This window comes from Pseudarthrobacter sp. TE9888 (assembly GCF_056279345.1).
Genome location: NZ_JBWBRD010000003.1, coordinates 1 through 20358, shown reverse-complemented (window position 1 = coordinate 20358; position 20358 = coordinate 1). Strand labels below are relative to the sequence as shown.

General features: G+C 61.3%; 17 protein-coding genes. 10 read left to right on the top strand and 7 right to left on the bottom strand.

All coding sequences use genetic code 11. The features are described from left to right. Position 1: 1 nt before the first annotated feature. Positions 2-1222, bottom strand: coding sequence for a hypothetical protein (locus tag ACZ9J7_RS20565; RefSeq protein WP_476211937.1), 1221 nt, complete (start codon positions 1220-1222; stop codon positions 2-4). A 270-nt stretch (positions 1223-1492) separates the two neighbouring features. On the opposite strand from ACZ9J7_RS20565, the gene ACZ9J7_RS20560 reads away from it, so the two are divergent. Genes ACZ9J7_RS20560 through ACZ9J7_RS20545 form a run of 4 tightly spaced genes read left to right on the top strand, consistent with a single transcriptional unit; the run spans position 1493 to position 5936 of the window. Beyond that, a complete protein-coding gene (locus ACZ9J7_RS20560; protein ID WP_476211936.1) occupies positions 1493-1918 on the top strand; it encodes a MobC family plasmid mobilization relaxosome protein in 426 nt (141 codons plus the stop codon). A gap of 4 nt (positions 1919-1922) precedes the next feature. Then, the gene (locus ACZ9J7_RS20555) at positions 1923-3554 is read left to right on the top strand and encodes a relaxase/mobilization nuclease domain-containing protein (RefSeq protein ID WP_476211935.1); all 1632 of its coding nucleotides are present in this window, start codon (positions 1923-1925) and stop codon (positions 3552-3554) included. Positions 3555-3584: 30 nt separating this feature from the next. After that, a complete protein-coding gene (locus tag ACZ9J7_RS20550) occupies positions 3585-4817 on the top strand; it encodes a hypothetical protein (RefSeq protein ID WP_476211934.1) in 1233 nt (410 codons plus the stop codon). 57 nt (positions 4818-4874) lie between these two features. Further along, positions 4875-5936: a PDDEXK nuclease domain-containing protein gene (locus ACZ9J7_RS20545; protein ID WP_476211933.1), complete on the top strand. Its 1062-nt coding sequence runs from the start codon at positions 4875-4877 to the stop codon at positions 5934-5936. Positions 5937-6449: 513 nt separating this feature from the next. Here ACZ9J7_RS20545 and ACZ9J7_RS20540 read toward each other — a convergent pair. Then, positions 6450-7586, bottom strand: a complete 1137-nt coding sequence (locus tag ACZ9J7_RS20540) for a HigA family addiction module antitoxin (protein ID WP_476211932.1) — start codon at positions 7584-7586, stop codon at positions 6450-6452. 105 nt (positions 7587-7691) lie between these two features. Between ACZ9J7_RS20540 and ACZ9J7_RS20535 the strand changes: the two genes are divergently transcribed. From ACZ9J7_RS20535 to ACZ9J7_RS20520, 4 genes are all read left to right on the top strand, one after another. Further along, positions 7692-7934, top strand: a complete 243-nt coding sequence (locus tag ACZ9J7_RS20535) for a hypothetical protein (protein ID WP_476211931.1) — start codon at positions 7692-7694, stop codon at positions 7932-7934. A 156-nt stretch (positions 7935-8090) separates the two neighbouring features. Further along, positions 8091-8390: a hypothetical protein gene (locus ACZ9J7_RS20530; RefSeq protein ID WP_476211930.1), complete on the top strand. Its 300-nt coding sequence runs from the start codon at positions 8091-8093 to the stop codon at positions 8388-8390. Between the two features lie 8 nt (positions 8391-8398). Beyond that, a complete protein-coding gene (locus tag ACZ9J7_RS20525) occupies positions 8399-8797 on the top strand; it encodes a hypothetical protein (protein ID WP_476211929.1) in 399 nt (132 codons plus the stop codon). Positions 8798-8928: 131 nt separating this feature from the next. Then, on the top strand, positions 8929-10227 hold the full coding sequence (locus ACZ9J7_RS20520; RefSeq protein ID WP_476212007.1) for a HesA/MoeB/ThiF family protein: 1299 nt from the start codon (positions 8929-8931) through the stop codon (positions 10225-10227). 614 nt (positions 10228-10841) lie between these two features. On the opposite strand, the gene ACZ9J7_RS20515 is transcribed toward ACZ9J7_RS20520, so the two are convergent. The 5 genes from ACZ9J7_RS20515 to ACZ9J7_RS20495 all read right to left on the bottom strand — a co-directional run bounded on the left by ACZ9J7_RS20515 (position 10842) and on the right by ACZ9J7_RS20495 (position 17974). Next, positions 10842-11711 (bottom strand): hypothetical protein, encoded by an 870-nt coding sequence (locus tag ACZ9J7_RS20515; protein ID WP_476211928.1) that lies wholly within the window; start codon positions 11709-11711, stop codon positions 10842-10844. A 266-nt stretch (positions 11712-11977) separates the two neighbouring features. Next, positions 11978-12820, bottom strand: coding sequence for a pyruvate, water dikinase regulatory protein (locus ACZ9J7_RS20510; RefSeq protein WP_476211927.1), 843 nt, complete (start codon positions 12818-12820; stop codon positions 11978-11980). Beyond that, positions 12821-15223, bottom strand: a complete 2403-nt coding sequence (ppsA, locus tag ACZ9J7_RS20505) for a phosphoenolpyruvate synthase (protein WP_476211926.1) — start codon at positions 15221-15223, stop codon at positions 12821-12823. 193 nt (positions 15224-15416) lie between these two features. Continuing rightward, positions 15417-17177, bottom strand: coding sequence for a dihydroxy-acid dehydratase (locus ACZ9J7_RS20500; protein WP_476211925.1), 1761 nt, complete (start codon positions 17175-17177; stop codon positions 15417-15419). Next, positions 17174-17974: a GntR family transcriptional regulator gene (locus ACZ9J7_RS20495; protein ID WP_476211924.1), complete on the bottom strand. Its 801-nt coding sequence runs from the start codon at positions 17972-17974 to the stop codon at positions 17174-17176. Before ACZ9J7_RS20495 ends, ACZ9J7_RS20500 begins: the two co-directional genes overlap by 4 nt. A 429-nt stretch (positions 17975-18403) precedes the next feature. Between ACZ9J7_RS20495 and ACZ9J7_RS20490 the strand changes: the two genes are divergently transcribed. Next, the gene (locus ACZ9J7_RS20490) at positions 18404-19780 is read left to right on the top strand and encodes an NAD-dependent succinate-semialdehyde dehydrogenase (RefSeq protein WP_476211923.1); all 1377 of its coding nucleotides are present in this window, start codon (positions 18404-18406) and stop codon (positions 19778-19780) included. A 379-nt stretch (positions 19781-20159) separates the two neighbouring features. Beyond that, positions 20160-20358: hypothetical protein (locus ACZ9J7_RS20485; protein ID WP_476211922.1), on the top strand; the 199-nt coding region annotated here is incomplete at its 3' end.

The window sequence follows — 20358 nt, the reverse complement described above, 5'->3', positions numbered from 1 at the left end:
TTTAGCGTTCGAGGTCGGGGACAACGTGGTGCGAGCGTGCCGTGCCTGCCGGTCCCGCCGAGGTGGTGTCAGGGCTGCTGTGGAGTGCGGCGCTGGGGTGTTGTGGGAAGGAGAGTTCGGCGAGTCTTAGCGACGCTGGCAGGGGCGCCTGGTCGCTTCCCATCCTGCGCTCGTGGTGCTCGATGACTTCTGCGAGTGTTACCCGCTCGCTGGAGCGGATCACGTCTGCCGGTGAGGGGAGCTCCGCGGCGACCATTAGGGCCAGCGTTTGGGTGTGGTGACGTTCAAGCGGAGGGAGGGCTGCTTCGATGCTTCGCGTCAGTTCGGGAAGTACCGATTCCTGGTCGGCCGTTAGCGGCGGCCCGGCATCTCTTCCGGTGTCAGGTGCGGTGCGGTGAGTGCGATCTTCCGGGGCCGCCGGGAGGTCCATGTCGATGCTGATGGCGTAGCCGTCATTGACGATCCGGGCTCTTGATCCGGTCAATTCCTGCAGGTGGCGTGTTGCGACATTGTCGATGCTCCCGCATACCTGGTCGGTGCCGCCGATGAGACGTTCTTCGGCAGCTCGCTGGCGTTCAAGGTTCGCCGGGTTGAAGTCCCGGTCGATGTTTAGTTCGAGATGGATGTGCGCTGGGCGTTCGGCTGTGGCCTCTTGGTAGGTGGATGTCTCGACGCGGAGTGCCGGCTCGTGCTGGGTGTCGGTTTCGAGTTCCAACAGCTCGTCGTAGGCGTAGGGGCCGTCGTAACTATCCGGTGCATCCTCCAGTTCGTGCTCATACCGTTCGCGTGCGATGGTCTGCGCCGACGTTTTGACGGCTTCCAGGATGGTTTGATCAGTGCGGGCTGCGTCGATCGCCTTGCGGAGTTCTGCATCCGGGAGGAAGTCCCGGGCGACCATGTCTGCGATCTCGTCGGCTGACCAGTCGGGCCCGAAACTTACTCTTTTCCAGTCCACGATGATGTAGCGGTAGTAGTCGTCCCCGTTGAGTGCGGAAACGCTGCGGTTGAGGTGTTCGGCAATCGCGGTGTCGGTGGCATCCGGGTCACTTGGGAGCTGGTTGTTGTTGATGGCCTGTGCCAAGTTTTCCCAGGCTGCGGTGACGTCTGCGCTGTGTTCAAAGCCCCGGGTGCTATTGGATGCCCACCGCTCGGCGGCGTCGGCTTTAACGTACTGCCGGCGCCGGTGCGGGTCGTTCATGTCCTGAATGTGGTCCTGCCTCATTACGTCCCCCTTCGTGAATGTCGCATCGGTTCGAGTCTATTGACTCCCACCCGCACGATCAGAGTGCGACACGCGGCCACGGCCATCCCCAACCACCCGCTTCGGCGGGAAAGGTGGCATCCGCAACAGCGGCGGAGCAAGCTATACATTTACACGGGTGTAAATGGCGTGTCGCTCACGGCCCTGTGGTTGTTTGCTTGGCACACTGGTCGTGTGGTCCCCGGTGTCGGGGTCGCTGCGCTGGGCCGTTTGAAGGGATTGGGGGAGAGCGTGACTGAAGAGCAGGAGAAGCCGCGTTCCCGCTTTTCAGTACGTGGCCGCGCCAATGCGACGGCAGGAACGAAGAAGCGCCGCGAGAATGCTCCGGCGGGGACCAAGAAGCGGCGCGATGTCTGGGTGACCGCCAATGAGGAAGCGGCCCTGATTGCGAAGGCTGCCCGGCAAAACGTGACCGTCCCGAACCTGCTGCTTACTTCGGCGTTGTCTGAGACTTCGGAGACGCCGATCGAGCGCAGGGCGGCGATGGCCGAGCTGATGGCGATCCATACGCTGCTTGCGCGGGTGTCGAACAACGTGAACCAGATCGCCCGGCACGCGAACGCCGGCGATGAGTTTCCCCAGGACGCGAAAGCGGCACTGGCGTATGTGCGCCAGGTTGCGATGCGCATTGACCGGACGATCGAGGGGCTGATGTAAGGCGATGATTCCTAACATCACTCGCGGCTCCCGCATGTCCGGACTCATGCTGTACCTCGCGTCCACGGACAAGGACAAGACGAAGAACGCGCACACCGACCCACACCTTGTCGCAGGCGATGCGGCAGTCATGGCCTGGTACGACGACGGCGTCCTGGACAAGGACGACGCGGTGGCGATCGCGAAGCATCTGGACCAGCCCCGAAAGGGCTTCGGCGTCGAGGTCCTGCAGAAGGATTTCCGCTGGGACCCGGTGAAAAGGGAGCGCGTACCGAACGGACACAAACACGCCGACGTGTGGCACTGCTCGTTGAGCCTCCGCGCCGAAGAAGGCGCCCTGACTGATCAGCAGTGGGGTGACATCGCGAACGACTTCGTCGACGCCATGGGCTTCACCGAAGCCAGCGGAAAAGCCCAGTGCCGCTGGGTAGCGATCAACCACGGCACCAGCGAAAACGGCAACCACCACATCCATATCGCCGTGTCCCTCGTCCGCGAAGACGGCACCAAAGCCTCCACCCACGGCGACTATAAACGCGCACAACAGACCTGCCGGGAACTGGAAACCAAGTACGGGCTCGAAGAGCTCTCCAGCGTGCATGCCACCCGCGGGTACGACCGCGCCGAGAAGGCCACCGCCATCCGGGACGAACGCGAAATGCACCGGGCCTCCCTTGCCCGCAAGGTGCGCGCCAGCGCCAGCGCCTCAGCCACCGAGGCCGAGTTCGTTCGGCGGTCCCGTGACACCGGGCTGCTGGTCCGCCCGCGTTACGCGAAGAGCACCACCGACGTCATCGTCGGGTACTCGGTAGCGGAGAGGCCGAAGCCGGGGGAGCGGCCTATCTGGTTCGGTGGCGGCACGCTTGCGTCAGACCTGAAGCTCGGCGCCTTGCGTCAGGAATGGATGGATTCCCCGCATCTGGCTACCGAGGCGGCAGCGGAGTGGAACGCTGCCGCGCGCAACAAGCGCAAGGTCTCCAGGACCGGCCCGGAGAACGCTACCCCTTCGGCAGATGTGTGGGTGGAATACACCCGCAACGCAACAGCGCTGGTTGAGAAGCTGCGCGTCCTGCCTAAGGATGACCACGCCACCTGGGCGAAGGCAGCGCGGGAAGTATCAGGGGCATTCGCGGCATGGTCCCATCGCCTGGAACCTACGCCCGGACCATTGGCAGCGACCGCTGCAGAACTGGCCCGCACAGCGCAGCTGCGAGCACCACGCCAGCACAGCAAGCCCGTGGCGCTCCCGTCGATTGCCGGGACGGCCATGTTGTTCATGGCGGCATCGAGCAAGAACAAGACCGCTGCACAGTCGGCCCTCATGCTGCAGCTGGTGAACACTGCCTTTGCCATCCACGAGATGCACCAACAATCGGGACGAACAAGGGAAGCGCAGCGGATCCGCACCGTGGTGACCGAACAACTGAAACCCTTCGCAGCGACCATGCCCAAGCCGGTCAGTGTGGGCGCACCGGAACGAACGGCACCAGAACAGACACCTGTACCGAATGCGGTGGAACTTGGCCTTCGCGGTATGGCTCCCATCCGCCCAGGTTCGGCAGTACCCACCACTCCGACGCCGGCCAAAACCCACCAACAGACAGGGCGCGAATCTGGCCCTGTGCTCGACCGATAACGAATCACACCAAGTGCAAGGGGGAACACCATGAGTGAATCAGATGGAATCGACGACGTGCTGGACGGCGGGATACGGCAGTCGCTGTTGATCGCTTCACGCATTGCCGAAACCCTGGCCCGCCGACGGCAGGAACTGCAGCGGCAGCGGGAACAGCAGGACGCCCAGGCAGCGCACGAAGCGCAGGCACAACTGGCCGCCCAACGCAGCGCTGCACGCGCCGCGCTCTCCCCGGTGGAGAAGGATCAGTGGTGGGACAAAGCACAGCCCGGCGATATTGCCACTGCCCACGCTGTAGCAGAGGCATGGAAAGACCATGACCCGGCAGCCTTGGCGGCCGCGGACCGGATCAGGCAGGAAGTCCTGACCCGCTATGGGATCGACACCCACGACGTCGGATCGGACACCGCCTACCTGGAGTCAGGCATCCAGACCATCACGACCGAAAGGGCCCGGCTGGAAGCAATGGCCCTGAGTCAGGAAGAGGCGCGCAAGGCAGCTGCCCAACATGAAAAGGCCATGCAGCTGCTCGCAGCGGCCCGCGCTGAAGAACTGCGCGCACAGGCGGAGAAGCTGGCGCCCGAAATGGAGCGCCACCAGGTTCCGGTTGAGTACTTGGCCAACCCCGAGCTGGCACAGGCGCTGCAGCGGGCACACAACGCCAAAACCCCAGCGGCAGCTGAAGCTGCCGACGTGGACATCAAGGAACGCATGTTCCTCATCGGCAAGGACGGTGTCAACGGTCCGGACCTTGACCAGCTGCGCAAAGAAACAACAGCGAACGTCAACGGTGCCAACGAGTCCCACTTCAAAGATCCCGAGTTCGTCAGAGCGGCCAAGGATATGCACGAAGCCAGGCTCCTGGCAGAAGGCGGCTTCAAGGGCTCCCAGTTCTCCTCCCTTGAGCAGCGGTACGAGCGGGCAGAAAAGGAACTCTTCGCCCGCCTTGAAGGCGTCGGACGCGAAATCGAAAACCGTGTCACCGGGAACGACGGCAGCGGGCTCAAAGCCCAGGGACTGAAAGCCGAAAGCACGTCAGTCGCCGATTATGGCTCAGCCGAGCGGCAGCAAGCCTTTGCCGCGTCCCTGGCCACCACCGGCGCCAACGAAGCGCAAGTCCGAGGACGGGCAGCCGCGGAACGCAGCGAGGGCACGCACCCCAGCGGAGCCGTCACCCTGGGCAAAGGCGCAGCCAAAGCCAGAAAGACCCCCACGGGAGCATCGCTGGGGGCAGAACGAGGTAAAGGCGGCCCCGGCCGCTAAGCCGGCTCTGAGAGGGAACGGCCGGGCCATGTCGGTGCCCTCGATAGGATCGAACCCATGACTGAAGCCCGCGACCTCGCCCCGCCCAACGGCTACACCGACCTCCTCAGCGAGCTCAAGAACCGGGTGCGGGCTGCCCGTATCCAGGCGATCCGGACCGTCAACACCCAGCTCATTGCACTGTATTGGTCCATCGGGAAAACGATACTTGAGCGGCAAGCTGTTGAAGGGTGGGGGAGTGGGGTCATCGGCAGACTGGCCGACGACCTGGGAGCTGAGTTTCCCGACATGAAGGGCCTGTCACGGTCGAACCTGCAGTACATGCGCAGCTTCGCCGACGCCTGGCCGGCATTCGATCCAAATGTCCCACAGCCTGTGGGACATTTGCCGTGGGGCCATATCCGCATCATCCTCGACAAACGGCTCGACGAGGAGGCAAGGGACTCGTACGCCGCCGCTGCCGTGCAGCACGGCTGGTCCCGCAACGTCCTCATGAACATGATCATGAACAAGACTCTGGAACGCACGGGTGCCGCGCCCTCAAACTTTGTCCAACACCTCGATGCGCCGGACTCAGAGCTCGCCCAGCAGGTAGCCAAGGACCCCTACAATTTTGAATTCCTCGGGCTCTCAGGCGAAGTCGCCGAGCGGGAACTTGAAAACGCCCTCACCAGCAGAATCACCGAAACCCTCCGCGAGCTGGGCCCTGGCTTCGCCTTCGTCGGCCGGCAAGTCCACTTTGACGTCGACGGTGACGATTTCTACGTCGACCTGCTCTTCTTCCATATCGAACAATCCCGCTACGTCGTCATCGAACTCAAAACAGGCAAATTCCAGCCCGAATACGCCGGCAAACTCAACTTCTACGTCGCCCTCGTCGATGACGTCCTCCGCCGGGACCACCACAACGAAACCATTGGCATTCTCATCTGCGGCACCAAGAACGACCGCAGTGTCCGGTACAGTCTCGGCCGCTCCACGTCACCCATGGCCGTCGCCGCGTATACCTACGACAAGCTTCCCGTGGCCGAACAACAAGCGCTGCCCGACGAGGGACACCTCGTCGCCGCCCTGGAATGGGCCGAGCCCAATTCCGAAGTCATAGAAAGTAGCGAGTAGAGCGCCTACCTGACCGATAGAGGTCACCGTCCGACTAATGAACTCGGGATGCGCCACCAGCGCAGGAGGAAGTCGAATTGTCCATAGAACTTTGGACAATTCGGCTGCTGTGCACATCGGGTCCAGCCGAGTAAGTGCGGCTAACGGGCCCTATCCCGTGGCAACGCAACTTCTATGTCTATGTCACCAACGACAGGGTCACGTTCTCCAAGCGATTTCCATCCCTGTTGCACTGCCGGAAGCAGAGCAACAAGCCTGCCCGTCCGAACCGGTGGCAGGATAGCGAGATACCTAGTTGTGCAGACAGTGTCTGCACAACTAGGGCATTCATGGGTGGATCCTGCAACACTGCCCAGGTCGCCCTAAGCTGTACATTCCTTTAGAGGAGTTCGGCTTACAAGGAGTACAGGGAAGCACGTGCGTCCAGGCCGAGTGTTTGAGAATTCGGTATGCCTCGGCCCGGGACGCAACCAGTTCCGCGGCTCTCTTGAAACAGGAGATAGTGAAGGACTGTCACCTATTGCTGGATGTTTGGCTGGTAGGACCAGTTGTTATTTCTAATTTTTGAAACAGGGTCGGACCAAAACGCCAGTCCTCTGTTTCTCGTTGATACCGCCCGGCAACAATTGCCGGGGCAACTCCGATAGTTTCAGCCAATTCAACCGCGTCACGAGGGGTCTTGATCGCGCGAAGCTGATTCTCGTATTGCTTGGGTATGAGCAAGGAGGATGCAAATTCGTTGGCTTCTGCTTCGGCGGCAGAAACATTGGCTGTTGGAGCTGTGAATTCTACGAATAGCTCTTTCTTTCCATGCAGCAGCAAGTGCCCAAGCTCGTGAAACAAGGCAAACCAAAACTTGTCATTGCGCTTCCCTCGATTACTTAGCTGTATCAGCGCTTTTGACGGCGAGATGAATCGAGACGCACCGCTGGCTCGAGCACCAGTAACTTCAGGGACTAGTACGACACAGACACCTGCGGTCGCGCAGAGGGCGACCAGTTCCGGGAAGAATTCCTTTGGCTGCTTCACTGTGAGCGCGCGGAGTGCAGGGAGTATGCGCCTGAGGACGACTCTGTCGAAGGGTGCACAATCTATGTCTTTTGCCTGCAATTCGCCGAGACGCAGCCAGGCAGCTACGGCGCCAGCGTCGGCATCAAAGGCTGTCGATTGCAGAAACGCCGCAGCAGGCGTGTTCCAGCTCTTTTCCCAAGCCTCGATTGACCCGACACCGAAAAACGCTAAGGCCTCCTGAAGAAGCGCCCCCGCTTTGCGCTTGTCCGAATGTATGTAACCCAGTTTTCGAAGCGCGGAGAGCGGCATGCGCTGGAGCCATTCTTCATGCTTGCCAAGCCGGGCCGCCTCTTCTTCTCGGACTCGGTGGTCCTGAAATCTGGCTTCAAGGGAGTTCCAAAAGTCAGCTTCGACGCCTGTGACTCTCTCAAGGGCTAGCGAAGTTTCAGGGCTTATCGCTGCGTTGCCCTGAATGATCTGATTGATGTGCTTCAGGGTCAGTCCTGTCCGTGAAGCAAGTTTGCTCTGGCTCATGTCGAGCGATTCAAGCGTCTCACGGAGAGTTTCACCCGGAGCGGGGATCTCGGTGGGCCGATAAGGATGCCAGCCGCCACCTCGTATGTCGGTGTCCATGTTCATGCCCCTTCCTTATCCTTTCGGCGCCCGTTCTTGGACTGCAATGAACTTGAGTCGGGTCACTTGCTCAAGTTCTATCGTCCCGTCGGACCGGCACGGAACAGGCTGATGCGCCACGGCCACAATCAGCACGCGCAGTTCATCAATGGCGAGCGAGTAGTGGCGACGGTGATCGGACGTAAGCAGCCGACAGCGGGCCTGCGGAAGTCGGCTGAGCCGCGCGAAATTTGCGGCTGCGTCAATCTGCGACAATCGCAACCAAATTTTCTGGCCCGTGACGTCTCCGTACACGCGCCGGAGGTGCTGCACGTCACTGTACATCTCTGCCTCTTGCTGGCTGCCGAACCCTAGTTCCACTAACCTTTACACCCCAAAGTCTATACCAACTTGGTGTACACTTAGATTGTTGTACCAAGCGGGTATAGAAAATCTATGCTCGAATCGTAGGGTGGCGCGCCGATTGGAAGCCGATCGCGCCACCTAGAAGCCTGAAAGGGGGCTTCGGCCATGACTGTAGCCGAGCACCACACTGGAAACGAAACCAGCGCGTCGAACGAAGGGCGCATCAAGAACCCCAAGGTTGTCGAGGCCGTCTTCAATAAGAAGCCGATTCTGCTGCCGAAGGGGCGCAGTTCCGGATCGGAAATCAAGCACGAGGCGATTTCGCTGGGGTTTGCCATCCAGCCGACGTACGTGCTGTTCCACATAAAGAACCGCAACCATCGCACGGTGATCGGCGACACTGACATTGTCGAGATCCGTGAGGGTATCGAGTTCGCCGCCGTCGCTGACGACGACAACTCCTAGGGGCACTCATGGCGATCACCGATGAAGTGCAGGTGGCGCTTGAGGAACTGCGCACCTCGTTCCCGGATTCCTCACTTATCTTCGAGGAAACCGGGGACGGGGGAGCGTGGGTGCGGGTCGAACCCGTTCCAACGGGGCCGGCCTTCTCTCAGGGGGAAACTTGGATTGCCTTCCAGATTCCCTATAACTATCCCGAAGCGGACGTGTACCCTCACTTCGTGCGACCTGACCTCGCCCGCATCGACGGGCAGCCCCTCGGTGAGGGAATCCAGCAGTCAATCGGCTGCTGGACAGGTGGCACGATGATGGCGACCCAGCTCTCGCGTCGCACGAATGTTCTGGACAGCGCTACTAATACGGCAGCAGGCAAGCTCTTGAAGGTCCTGAGATGGCTGGCCGACCGATGATGTGGACGGTAACTATCGGTGGTGAACACTGGGCCACGCTCCGCGCTCACCTGTTCCCCGGGGACGGCGACGAGCATGGGGCAATCCTCAGGTGCGGCATTGGACGCACGACGCGGGAGGTCCGCTTGCTCGTGCGCGAGGTCCTGACTGCGTCTGATGGGAAGCATTATGTTCCCGGCACCAAGGGCTATCGAAAGCTGACCGCTGACTTTGTGCTGGATTCTGCGCTGAGCTTCGCGGAAGACCAGTCTGTGTACCTTGCAGTTCACTGCCACGGAGGACGGGGAACCGTTGCGTTTTCGCAAACAGATCTGGAATCGCACGAGCTCGGTTACCCTGGTCTTCTCGAGCTGATTGGAGCTCCTGTCGTAGGAGCTCTGGTCTTCGCCGAGGACGCTGTGGCAGGAGACCTATGGACAAGCACAGGGGAGCGATTGGAACTTGACCACCTCGTCATTACCGACCCGGTGCGCCAGATCCTGACTCCCGCTCCTCGTAAAGCACCGAGTGCCTCCCAGGAGTACGACCGCCAGGCACGGCTGTTCGGTGATCGGGGCCAGGAAATACTCAAAAGGCAGAAAGTGGCCGTTGTCGGTCTCGGCGGGGCAGGATCCTTAATCAGTGAACAGCTCGCTCGGCTCGGAGTCGGGCACCTGGTTCTGATCGATTCCGACGTGGTTGAGACGTCCAACCTGTCGCGGATTGTTGGAGCGCGCCGAACCGATGCTCACCCCTGGATGACAGACGAACGCCGGCCAAGCTGGATAAGGGAGCTGGGCCATCGCCTCGCAGCGAAGAAGGTTCATGTGGCCAGACGGGTGGCTCGAACCGCTTCACCTGCAATTCGGGTTGATGCGATCGTAAGCGGCGTGGAGGAACATGAGGTGGCGCAGCTCCTGCGGGATTGCGACCATGTGTTTCTTTCCGCCGATAGCGCGACCGCGCGTTTGGTCGTCAACGCTATAGCTCACCAGTACCTCATCACCGTCACCCAGGTCGGGGCAAAGATCTCCGTCGATAAGCTCAGCGGCGATGTCACCGACGTTTTTGCGGTGAGTCGTCGGGTAGGTCCCGGTGGGGCCTGCTTGAAGTGCAACGGATTGATTTCCTCCGACCGGCTTCGCGAGGAGGCCACTTCCGCAGAGCAACTCGATCGGCAACGCTATGTGGACGACCCGGGAGTGCACGCTCCCAGCGTCATTACTCTCAACTCGGTCGCAACCAGCCATGCGGTCAACGAATGGCTTATGCGCGTCACTGGTCTCTCAACGCAAGGGCTGGACGTGGCGTGGTTCCACGCGGATGCCCTAAGCGGGGAAGTGCTGATCGATGAGCCGCGTCAGGATCCCGGCTGTTCCCAGTGCGGACCATCGCGTTTCGCCCTTGGTGACAAGCGTCGCCTTCCGACCAAAATGCCAAAGGACGGGTAACCATTCCGCTAAGAGCCGGCTGGCGAGACAGTGTATTGCCGCCCGCCGGCTCTTAGTAAGAGACCCCTGCGTGTTTGGCTAAAAAGGGCAATTGCTTGAAGGTTCAAGCAATTTACCTTGCATAACGTCCGCTATCAGTGGCGGCTTTGGCACTGAGCGCACCGTTCAGAGCGGGTCGCTCCTGATCATCGGGGCCTTCTGCCATCTTTCCTACCCGGCGTTGATAGGGATGTCCTCGCCGTCCTCCCACGAAAAGCTGTCCGACTACCATTAGGGTTTTGCGGGCTTCTGTAGCAGCGGCAGGTGTAAAGGTAGCTCACAGGCAACCTCAAGGTTCGGCTGGGCATAATGCTCCTGGAGCTCCGGTCAACCGCTATTTGATCGGGGCTTCGCCAACCTGGCGCGAGCTTCTGCACAGCTTCCGGAGCCTCTTGCATCGGGTGATACTGGGGCCCGGATTGGCGCCCCAGGGAACCCCTCGTTAGCGCTAGCTTTACGTAATATAAGCTATCGGCTCTTTAAAATGGTCAGGGGAGTGGCCTCCACGGCTCAGCGGTGTGCCGGAGGGGCAGCCGCGCTCCATGTGAGTAGCGGCGAACAGCGAACACGTCGTTTTAGAGGGAGACTGTCTGCCTCTTCGTTTTCGATGTCCCGCGCTCCGCCCAGGACATCTCCATAGTCAGTACGCTCGCGCCACCCCCTAGCTGGATCAAGGGGTAGGAGAAGGATCCCTTGGCTGGAATGGTGACGCCAATCTCGTTTCGCTCCAGCATCGGTAGTTCGCCGGCGTCGACGGGGGTCAGGGTGAACGTGAAGTCCTCCGCAGCTGCTTCGCCGTGGTTCGTCACTTCCAGCCGCGTATTCCTCGTCCTGTAGCGAACCTTGCCGCGGCTATCGAAATCTTGCTCTCGCTGGAACTCATAGGATGCCACTGGATCCGCTCCCGCCGGTCCTGCTTTCCTGCCGGTGGGCGCTGCAAGGTCCATTACTTGGAGATCGGCTTCGATAGCATTTCGGACCTGGTAGGCAAGGTCCGCTGCGTCGGAGAAAGTTCCGTAGAGCCCCTTGGCTTCGAGGGATTTTTTGAACTCCTCAACCTCCTTCGCCGACTCCAAGGCGTCCCGAGAAACCGGTGCGTCCGAGAAGAAAACGTGAACGTGCTTCCCCTGGTCCACGGCACGCTGAAGCTCTTCTGCGGTTCCTGAGATAGCCCGAGGGGTAGCCTGCCCCACCTTGCTATTGAAGATCACGATTACGATGTCACTGCCATCGACCAACTGACTGTTAATCACTTCCTGGCCGTCGCCGCTCCCCATACGGGGTACGGAGTCCGACTCCCATCGCCTAGGAAGGAGAATTACCTGCTCGCGTGTCGCTCGAGCGCTATTCCAACCATGAAGGGCTCTTTCCGTTTCATCGCGGGCCTCTTTCGTATCCGAGGGAGATGCTATGAGAACCTGGAGAACATGCGCGTCAAAAGCCATGGCACCACCATAACGGCCAGGCGCTACGGAGAAGCGTGAGCTGCCGGCAGTCGCTGCCCGTGCCCCGGAACCGAAAGGTCGTGGGCTGACGCGGAACCTCGCCGCTCATCTTCCACAGGTTGACGGAATCTTCATTATCGGCTTCTTAGAAACCGGCAGGGGAGCAGTTCCAAAGAGGACCTGCACACCATCTTGTGGGGTGCCGGGACTGATCATTCGAGGGCGGACGGGACCGTCTTCCTACGTGATGGCTGCCGGTGGATGCTTTAGTGGTGCAGCTTCATCCGTTGTAGGACGGTGGCGGAGATTTCCTCCACGGACATGGATGCCGAGTTCACGAATGGCACCTTGTTGACTCGGTACATGTCCTCGGCGTTCCGCAGCTCAAAGGCGCACTGGTTCAGCGAGGCGTAGTTAGTGTCGGGGCGGCGTTCCTGCCGGATCTGGCTGAGCCGGACGGGCAGGGACGTCAGTCCGAAGCACTTGTGCGCGAACGGCTGCAGGGGTTTGGGCAGGGCCAGGTTTTCGAAGTCCTCCTCCACCAGGGGGAAGTTGGCCGCGAGGATGCCGTGCTGCAGGGCCAGGTACATCGTGGTGGGGGTCTTGCCGCAGCGCGACGGGGCGATGAGGATCAGTTCGGCGCGTTCCAGGGCACGCAGCGACTGGCCGTCGTCGTGCTCTATCGCGTACTCGACGGCGGCCATCCGCGAACGGTAACGGATGGCGTCGCCCAGGCCGTGCGCCTTGCCCGGCTGGCCGCTGGCGGAGGCGCGCAGGGCCTGCTCCAGCTGGCCGATGTGCGCACCGATCAGGTCGAAAAAGTGGCCGCGGCTGCGGGCCAGGACCGCGCGGATGTCCAGGCCCACGGTGGTGGAAAAGACGATTGGCCGCGGGCCGGCGGCGGCAAGCTGATCGATGACGGCCACCACCTCCTCCGCCTGGTCCACGGTGGTGATGAATGGGATGCTCCGGCGTTCCAGGTGTTGGGCCGGGAACTGCGTCAGCAGGGTGTTGCCCAGCGTCTCGGCGGTGATGCCGGTGCTGTCCGAAAGGAAGAACACTGTGGGGGCGGCAGCGCCTTCCGCCCCCACAGCGGGCTTGGTTGCCACTCAGATGGCTGTGTGGTTACCGGACCGGGCCAGGCGGAGCCAGGTCTCGGTAACGGCGTCCGGATTCAGCGAGATGGAGCTGATGCCCTGTGCCAGCAGCCACTCGGCGAAGTCCGGGTGGTCACTGGGGCCCTGGCCGCAGATGCCGACGTAGCGGCCCTTGGCACGGCAGGCTGCGATGGCCATCTCTAGCAGCCTGGTGACGGCGGGGTTCCGCTCGTCGAAGCCTTCGGCCACCAGCGCCGAGTCGCGGTCCAGGCCCAGGGTCAGCTGGGTCAGGTCGTTGGAACCGATCGAGAAGCCGTCGAAGTACTGCAGGAACTCATCGGCCAGCAGCGCGTTGGCGGGCAGCTCGCACATCATCACGATCTCCAGGCCGTTCTCGCCGCGGCGCAGGCCGTTCTCGGCGAGCAGCTCGATGACGCCGCGGGCCTCGTCCAGGGTGCGCACGAACGGGACCATGATCTTGATGTTGGACAGGCCCATTTCATTGCGCACGTACTTCAGGGCTTCACACTCGAGCTCGAACGCCTGGCGGAACGAGTCCGACAGGTACCGGGACGCGCCGCGGTAGCCGATCATCGGGTTTTCCTCGGACGGCTCAAACGCCGGGCCGCCCAGCAGGTTGGCGTACTCGTTGGACTTGAAGTCGGAGAGTCGGATGATCACCGTTTCCGGGGCGAAGGCCGCGGCGATCGTGGAGATGCCCTCGGCCAGGCGGCGGACGTAGTAGTCCCGCGGACCGTCGTAGGCTGCGGTCTTTTCGCGGATCTCCCGCACGGTGTAGTCCGAAAGCGACGCCGGGCGTTCGATCTCCCCGGCGACTGCCAGCAGCGCGTTGGGGTGGATGCCGATCTGGCGGTTGATGATGAATTCCAGCCGGGCCAGGCCCACACCGTGGTTGGGCAGCTTGGCGAAGCTGAACGCCTGCTCGGGCGTGCCCACGTTCATCATGATCTTCACCGGCGCTTCCGGCATGGTGTCCAGGCTGGTCTCCTGCAGCGTGTAGTCAAGCAACCCTTCGTAGACGAAGCCTGCCTCACCTTCGGCGCAGGACACGGTGACCGGGGTGCCCTCGGCCAGGACGCGGGACGCGTTTCCGGTTCCGACGACGGCGGGGATCCCCAGTTCGCGGGCGATGATCGCCGCATGGCAGGTGCGTCCGCCGCGGTCGGTGACGATCGCGGCGGCCTTCTTCATGATCGGTTCCCAGTCGGGATCGGTCATGTTCGCCACCAGCACGTCGCCGGTCTGGAACGAGGCCATCTGGTCGATGGAGGTCAGTACACGCACCTGGCCGGCGCCGATCCGCTGGCCGATGGCGCGGCCCTCGGCGAGGACATTCGAGCGCTCAGTGAGCGTGTAACGGGAGATAGTGCCGGAGGCCTTGCGGGATTCGACGGTCTCCGGGCGGGCCTGCAGGATGTACAGCTCCCCGTCCACGCCGTCCTTGCCCCACTCAATGTCCATCGGACGGCCGTAGTGCTTCTCGATGGCCACCGCGTGGCGGGCGAGCTGCTGGACCTCGTCGTCGGTCAGGCTGAACCGGCGCCGCTGGTCAGCCGGCACCGGAACGAAGTCCACGGTCCGGCCGACTTCCTCGGAATCGGTGTAGGTCATCTGGACGGCCTTTTCGCCCAGGCCGCGCTTGAGGACTGCCGGGCGCCCGGCCGCCAGGGCCGGCTTGTGGACGTAGAACTCGTCCGGGTTCACCGCGCCCTGGACCACGGCCTCGCCGAGGCCGTAGGAGGAGGTGATGAAGACGGCGTCGTTAAAGCCTGACTCGGTGTCCATCGTGAACATCACGCCGGAGGCCCCGACGTCGGAGCGGACCATGCGCTGGACGCCCGCCGAGAGTGCCACTTCCGAGTGCGTGAATCCGTGGTGGACACGGTAGGCGATGGCGCGGTCGTTGTAGAGCGAGGCGAAGACGTCCTTGATGGCGAGCAGGATGTTGTCCACGCCGCGGATGTTCAGGAAGGTTTCCTGCTGCCCGGCGAAGGAAGCGTCCGGCAGGTCCTCGGCCGTGGCGCTGGAGCGCACAGCCCAGGACACATCCGCGCCATGCTGGCCAGTCAGGTGGGTGTATGCGGAACGGATCTGCTCCTCGAAGCCGGCAGGAAAGGCAGTGAGGCGAATCAAGTCACGGATTTCCTGGCCGACCTGGGCCAATTCGGTCACGTCGTCGCTATCGAGCCCCTGCAGAATATGCTCAATCCGCTCGTCGAGACCCGATTCACTTAAGAACCGGCGATAGGCGTCGGCCGTGGTGGCAAAACCGTCTGGAACCTTCACCCCGGTGGAGGCGAGGCTACGAACCATTTCCCCAAGTGAAGCATTTTTGCCGCCAACCTGGTCGAGGTCGGACAGGCCAAGGTCAGAAAACCAGAGAACGTCAGTCATGAATGGTGTGTCCTTCGTTGGGCACGCGCTAGTCGGCGCTAAGGGGTGGTGCATAGCTGCGCAAAGCGGCTCCAAGGGAGCAAACAGTGTGAGAACAAAACCTGCGGCGTAGTGGAAGAGCCTTGAGACCTGATACGTCAGGTGAAAAGTACAAGCAGCGCTCGTTTTATGCCCATTCCGACGCCGAAGGCCGTTAGTACGGGCGGCGGAGCATCGGAGGCGCACCCGACGAGCCGCGGAGGAAATCGAAGTCGAAGCCCTCGTCGGCCTGGAGTACGTGGTCGATGTAGAGTCGGCGGAAGCCGCGTTGGGTCTGGTCCTCGATCGGGTTCCATTCGCGTCGTCGCTGTTCGATCTCGTCGTCGCTTATCTCTACGTCGAGCCGGCGGTTTGCCACGTCGAGGTGAATGATGTCTCCGTCGCGGATCAATGCCAAAGGACCGCCCACTGCCGCCTCGGGGGTCACTTGCAGCACTACTGTGCCGAATGCGGTGCCGCTCATCCGTCCGTCCGAGATGCGGATGATATCGGTGACCCCCTGTTCAAGCAGCTTGCGCGGAATCTTAATATTGCCGAGTTCCGGCGCGCCCGGATACGACCGAGGGCCGATGCCGCGCAGCACGAGTACGGAATCAGCGTCGACCTCAAGGTCATCACTGTCCAATCGAGCGTCCAGGTCTTCAATGGATTCGAAGACTACCGCCTTGCCACGGTGATCCAGCAGGCGCGGGTCGGCCGCGGTCGCCTTAATGATCGCGCCTCGGGGTGCGAGGTTCCCGCGCAGCACTGCAAGAGCCGGTGCGGTACTGAACGGACTGTCAGGTGTTGTGATGATTGCCGGGTCCCAAATACGTGCGGACGCGACCTCGTCGCCGATTGTTTTGCCAGAAACTGTGATCGCGCTGGTATCGAGAAGTTCTCCCATGGCCTTCATCAGCGCAGCCTGGCCGCCTGCATTGTAGAAGTCTTCCATGAGGTACTCGCCTGATGGCTTAACGTTGGCGAGCAGGGGTACATCCCGGCTGTACTTCTCCATGTCGTCGATGGTGAAAGGCACGCCAAGTCGCCCGGCGATTGCCACGAGGTGCGCGGTTGTATTCGTGCCCCCGCCCATGGCGGCATTTGTCCTGGCACCGTTATAGAACGCCGCAGACGTGAGGATGTCGGCGATACCGGTCTGGTTTCGGACGAGCTCCACAATCCGTCGTCCGGTGCGCTGGGCAGCGGCCTTCTTGCGGGCATCGACGGCGGGAATATTGGCCGTTCCCATCAGCGACAGCCCCATCGCCTCAAGCACGGCACCCATTGTGCACGCCGTACCCATGGTGTTGCAGGTGCCGACGCTTCTGGAGATACCGTATTCGGCCTGGTCGAGGTCCGAGGAGTCGAGGTCACCCATTCGCGCTTGGTCGTTCAAGCGGTAGACATCAGTGCCCGATGCGAGCGTCTGCGCCCGCCAGTTCCCCGAGAGCATCGGGCCGGCATGGATCATCATGGTCGGCAGGCCGGTGCTCGCTGCTCCCATGACATAGGCGGGTGCAGTGTTGTCGCAGCCGGTCAGCAGGACCAGTCCGTCTATCGGGTTGCTGCGGGCGAGCTCTTCCAGCTCCATGCTCATGAGGTTGCGGTACATCATGCCGCTTGGCCGCATGATCGAGTCACCGATGGACATGGTCGGGAAGACCAGGGGGAAACCTCCCGCTTCCAGAACACCGCGTACTGCCCACTCTGCCAGTTCCGTGAGCCCGGAGTTGCATGGGACCAGATCGGATGCTGAGTTGGCGATCCCTATGACGGGGCGTCCATCGAACATCTCGCCCAGATGCCCGCCGGCTTTGAGGTTGGCCCGGTGGTTAAAGCCTGCAGTCCCCTTGCCTGCGAACCACACGCGGCTTCGCAGCCCGCAATCGTCGCAGGCGTTCGTGCCCTCACAAGAGCTCGAATCTTCCTTCATAGCGAAATCATCCTATTTCCGATGGTTTTTTGCGGCGTCGTCGCCATGTTCTGTTTTTCGTATTGGCGGGACGGCCGGGCGCTCTGGGATCCGATCACGAACACGACTTCCTCCGCGCTCCCAATTACATGCCGACGTATCTCCTCGACGATTGCCCCTTCGTCGCCGTTTTCGATGACCTCCACCAACCGTGTATGAAGCTCCTTATCCCGCGAAGGATCATGCCTGGCCGCGTAGTCCGTCATTATCGCCATTTGGATGCGGGCTGCAATCAGCGGCCAGATGCGTGCAAGCAGCGGGCTGTCTGACGCTTCGTACATAACTCGATGGAACTCAAGATGGGCTAAATCGGCCTCCACTTCGTCCCCGGTATCCAGGGCCGCAATGTGTTCCTCCAGGGCTTGCCGCAGCGCCGCCAGTCCGTGCCCGTTGTCCTGTTTAGCAATGCGCGTGGCGGCCTGGGACTCGAGCGCAAACCGGATCTCGGCGACGTCGAGAATCTCCTCCGGACTGAATTCGGCCACACTCACGCCTTTGTAAGGGACCTGAACGAGGATGCCCTCATGGATGAGCTTGCCCATCGCGTCACGCAGGGTGGGCCGGGTTACGTTCAGCGCCGCACAAAGTTCGATTTCCTTTAGTCTCTGCCCTGGTACGAGGTCCCCCCGGAGAAAGGCACGCCTCAGCAACTCGGTGGTCTCGTTGCGCCGAGTGTTCGACTGGACCGGAGACAGGTTGAGTCCTGTGCCCTTTGAGGCCAACACCTCAGTCGGGCGGCCCGGATCAGCACCTGCCATCTTTCCCAACCTTTCTGGAGGACGAAACTGAATAGCGGCTGCAAGTGGCGCCAAGAGCAGCAGAGTTAGTGGAATCTCTGGGGCCACCCGGCGCCAGATTGTAGATTGACTGACAATCCGTCGCAAAAGCAGAGTAGGACAGTACGAGCGGTGGCGTCAATCGGTTTTCCAGCTAGAGCTTCCATCTTATTGCTGATTGACGACAATCAGCAATACGCATAAGCTGAGCTCTAGACGTGGACGTATAGGGGCATCCCTGGATGAGCAAAAGCTGACGATAGACAGCTCAAGAAGCGTTGCAAGGCGGAGGGCAGTTTTATGCAGTTCCATACCCTGACCGACCCTGGTCGGTCGTTTTCTCCATCGCCCACCCGCTGCTGCTGAAAAGCAGTGACCTCCCACATCACCCGAAATAGCAGAAGGAGCATCATGTCTGTGTACCGCGTTGAGAACCCGGCAACGGGCGAAGTTATCGAAAGCTTCGAGACCGCCACCGACGCTCAGGTCGAGCAGGCCCTCAAGAATGCCGATGCCGCATACCAAGAGTGGCGCAACAGAAGCATCCAGGATCGTGCAGCCATCGTCCGCCGAGTTGCAGAAATCTTCGAAGAGCGTAAGGAAGAACTGGCGAAGATCGTCGCCCAGGAAATGGGCAAGCCCGTGTCCGAGGGCATCGAGGAGCTCGAGTTCGCCGCCTCGATCATCAGCTACTACGGGGTTCACGGCCCGAGTCTGGCCGTCGACCAGGAGATTCCAAGCACGATTCCTGGCAAGGCAATCGTCGAGAACCGGCCCATCGGCGTGCTGCTGGGCGTCATGCCATGGAACTTTCCGTATTACCAGGTCGCCCGTTTCGCGGCGCCGAACCTGGTGCTCGGCAACACCATCTTGCTCAAGCACGCGGAAATCTGCCCCCGCTCAGCCTTGGTCATGGAAGAAATCATGCAAGAAGCTGGCGTGCCCGTCGGCGCTTACACGAACCTCTTCGCATCACATGACCAGATAGCACAGATTATTGCTGATCCTCGCGTGCAAGGCGTCTCGTTGACCGGTTCGGAACGAGCGGGCGCCATCATTGGTGAACACGCCGGCCGACACCTTAAGAAGGCCGTGCTTGAACTCGGTGGCACAGACCCGATGATCGTGCTTGACTCCGACGATGTAGCCGCCGTCGCCGCTGAAGCATGGAATTTTCGCGTCTACAACGCCGGCCAGGTTTGCAATGCCAACAAGCGGATCATCGTGATGGACGACATCTACGACGAGTTTGTCGCTGAGCTTAAGAAGCACGCGGACGGTTTAGTACCGGGAAATCCCCTGGACATGCCGGAGAAGGGCTTTGGTCCGCTTTCAAGCCGTGCTGCCGCCGAAAAGGTGAACGAGCAGGTACAGCGTGCTGTGGAAGAGGGCGCAACTCTCGAAATCGGAGGCGAACTCGTTGAAGGCAAGGGCGCCTACTTCTCCCCCGCAGTCCTTACAGGCGTAAAGCGCGAGTCGGCTTCCTTCCGTGAAGAAATCTTCGGCCCTGTCGCAACTGTCTTCAAGGTCTCCAGCGATGAAGAAGCGCTTGAGCTCGCGAACGACTGCGATTTCGGTCTCGGCGGCTCGGTGTTCTCCCGCGACGAGGCGCGGGCAGCCAAAATTGCATCTCAGCTTGAGGTGGGCATGACGCATGTCAACGTCATTGCAGCCGAGGCTGCCGAACTCCCCTTCGGCGGTGTGAAGCGTTCCGGCTTCGGTCGCGAGATGGGCCCCCTGGGCATGGGTGAGTTCGTAAATAAGCGCTTCTACTTCAAGGCCGAGTAAAGGCAACATACCCAATCGTTGGGAAATACTGTGTGAATAGTCGTTGCGCCCCCAGAGAGTCTCTGGGGGCGCAACGTCTCGTTGTAGCTAGATGCTGAAGCGGCGCCGTGCCGCACGAAAGCAGCGGGCTGCTCGCCACCTTCCAGCTCGGGCTCGCCCTGGCGGCTTTCGCATCGGCTTCTCGCTTGTAATGTTGTCAGGCGCTGGTTCAGGAGGGCTTGCTGATACAGGAGCCGTATCGGGGCTGCGTGTGGCAAGTCTGGAGCCTACGGCGGTCCTGGAAATCGCACGGGCTCGGATGGCATTGGATATGTTGGCCGTCGAGTCGATCCTGGAAGATCAGACGGGGCGGCGGACGCAGTTTGTCGAGAGGTGCTGGATGGACTACGAGAACGCTTCTTACCATCCGGACCCGGTAGTTCAGCATCAAAGCTCACGTCGCCTTCCATCGACGAATTTGGGCGGCGGCGGAAAATACATTGCTCCTCCGGTTACGGCCGGCGAAGCCCATTTGACCATTGCCTTTGCTCATGACCAGGCCACCAGGGCCGATGGTGAGCGGGCCTATGACGCACATC